Origin of the sequence: Proteiniphilum sp. UBA1028 (assembly GCF_002316955.1) — a bacterium.
Lineage (GTDB): Bacteria > Bacteroidota > Bacteroidia > Bacteroidales > Dysgonomonadaceae > Proteiniphilum.
In genome coordinates this window covers 1-1,943 of record NZ_DCEN01000072.1, presented here as the reverse complement: position 1 = coordinate 1,943, position 1,943 = coordinate 1, and the positions used below count along the sequence as shown (strand labels likewise).

Sequence of the window (1,943 nt, the reverse complement as noted above, 5' to 3'; positions counted from 1 at the left end):
GCCTGCTCTGCTCGCGCGGAGCTTGTTGTTGCCCGGGTTCATTCTGTTTATTTTTTTTCCCTTCTCTTCCCTTTTTGCCCTCTTTCTCCGGTGATGTCTGTCTCCCCTGTCTCTCCTCGGTTGTCTCTCTCTCCGGTGATGTCCGTCTCTCCTGTCTCTCCGGCAATGTCTCTCTCCCCGAAGCCCTTCTTTCTCCGGAAGCTTTTTGTCCTCGCTTCTTGCGTGGTTTGCGTTCCTGGTTTTCCTGCTGTGTGCTGTTATCAACCGGGGTTTCTGCAATATTTTGCTGTTCGCCGGTTACTTCCGGATTGCGTGGGGTCCTTTTTTTTCGGCTTTCGGGATGTTCCCCTTCCATAGGTCGTTTCGACCTCGTTTCCCGCTGTTTCTGCGGCTTTTCAGCTCCTTCTGAACGTCTTCCTTCTTTCTTTCTTCCGCCTTTCGATCCTCGCCCGGAAGCCCCGCGCTTCGCACTCTCCCGTGTCGGGTTGTACTCGGGTGCCTCTCCCAGTTCTGCCGGCACCGGTATCCGGTAAATCTCCTTCTGCAGAAACTTCTCGATCAGGGAGAAGCGGTACTGCTCTGACGGTGACACAAACGTGATGGCCATGCCCGTGTCGCCCGCCCTTGCGGTACGTCCGATGCGGTGTACGTAATCTTCGGCATCGTAGGGCACATCGTAGTTGATGACCAGCGTAATGTCGTCGATGTCTATTCCCCGTGCCACAATGTCGGTGGCCACCAGGATATCCACCCGTTCGTTTTTAAACTCGTGCATCACGTGATTCCGTTGTGCCTGATCAAGGTCTGAATGCATCTCACCGGCCGACAGGCCCATTTTGTGCAGTGTCCTGGCAATCTCTTTCACCTTCTGCTTTGAGCCGGAGAAGAGGATCACCTTGTTGGGCTTCTTCTCTTTAAAGAGCTGCTTCAGGATACCCATCTTCTGCGCATCGGTACAGATGTAGGCCGACTGCAGGATGGTCTCCGGGGGGCGGGAAATGGCGATGGCAATTTCCTCGGGATCGCGCAGGATGGTCTTTGCCAGCTGCTGTATCTTGGGAGGCATGGTGGCCGAAAACATCACCGTCTGACGCTCTTTTGGCAACAGCTTTTCAATCTTCATGATGTCGTCGAAGAAGCCCATGTCGAGCATCCTGTCTGCCTCGTCAAGAATAAAATATTTCACGCCCGAAAAGTCGATATTGTACAGGTTGATGTGCGACAGGAGCCTTCCCGGCGTGGCGATCACCACATCGGCGCCGCTCAGCAGCCCCCTTTTCTGTACCTCCCATGCTTCTCCGTCGTTTCCGCCATAGACGGCTACCGACGAAAAGGGAGTAAAATAGGAAAAACCCTCCATCTGCTGGTCAATCTGTTGTGCCAGCTCGCGTGTGGGGGCCATGATGATGGCGTTTACCTTGCTCTTGTCGTGTGGTTCAGTCTGAAGGTTATTCAGCAGGGGTAGCAAGAAGGCTGCTGTCTTGCCCGTGCCGGTCTGGGCGCAGGCAATCACATCCTTTTTCGCCAGGATCACCGGTATTGCCAGTTCCTGCACGGGGGTTGTTTCTGTAAAGTTCATCGCTTCCAGTCCTTCCTGGAGAGTGTCGCAAAGTGAAAGTTCGGTAAATTGCATCTGTTAATCCTTATTTCTACAAAGATACGACGAATTATTGATTTTTTGAAAAGGGTTAAAAATAATCTAACCGGAATGTTTTTCTTTCCGAAAATAGTTTTTATCTTTGCAGCCGCATTTGGGGGATGATTTCTATAAATTTTTCCCACGCAGCAAAAGGAGAGATGGCAGAGTGGTCGATCGCGGCGGTCTTGAAAACCGTTGAAGTGCAAGCTTCCGGGGGTTCGAATCCCTCTCTCTCCGCCATTTACATGCGCCTGTAGCTCAATTGGATAGAGCGTCTGACTACGGATCAGAAGGCTGTGGGTTC

General features: G+C 52.3%; 1 tRNA gene and 1 pseudogene. One reads left to right on the top strand and one right to left on the bottom strand.

Annotated elements, in window-relative coordinates:
* Positions 1-346: 346 nt before the first annotated feature.
* A pseudogene (locus tag B3Z75_RS12070) lies at positions 347-1,633 on the bottom strand (DEAD/DEAH box helicase); the annotation flags it as partial.
* A gap of 158 nt (positions 1,634-1,791) precedes the next feature.
* On the opposite strand from B3Z75_RS12070, the gene B3Z75_RS12065 reads away from it, so the two are divergent.
* Positions 1,792-1,879: transfer RNA gene (locus tag B3Z75_RS12065), tRNA-Ser, on the top strand.
* Positions 1,880-1,943 lie beyond the last annotated feature (64 nt).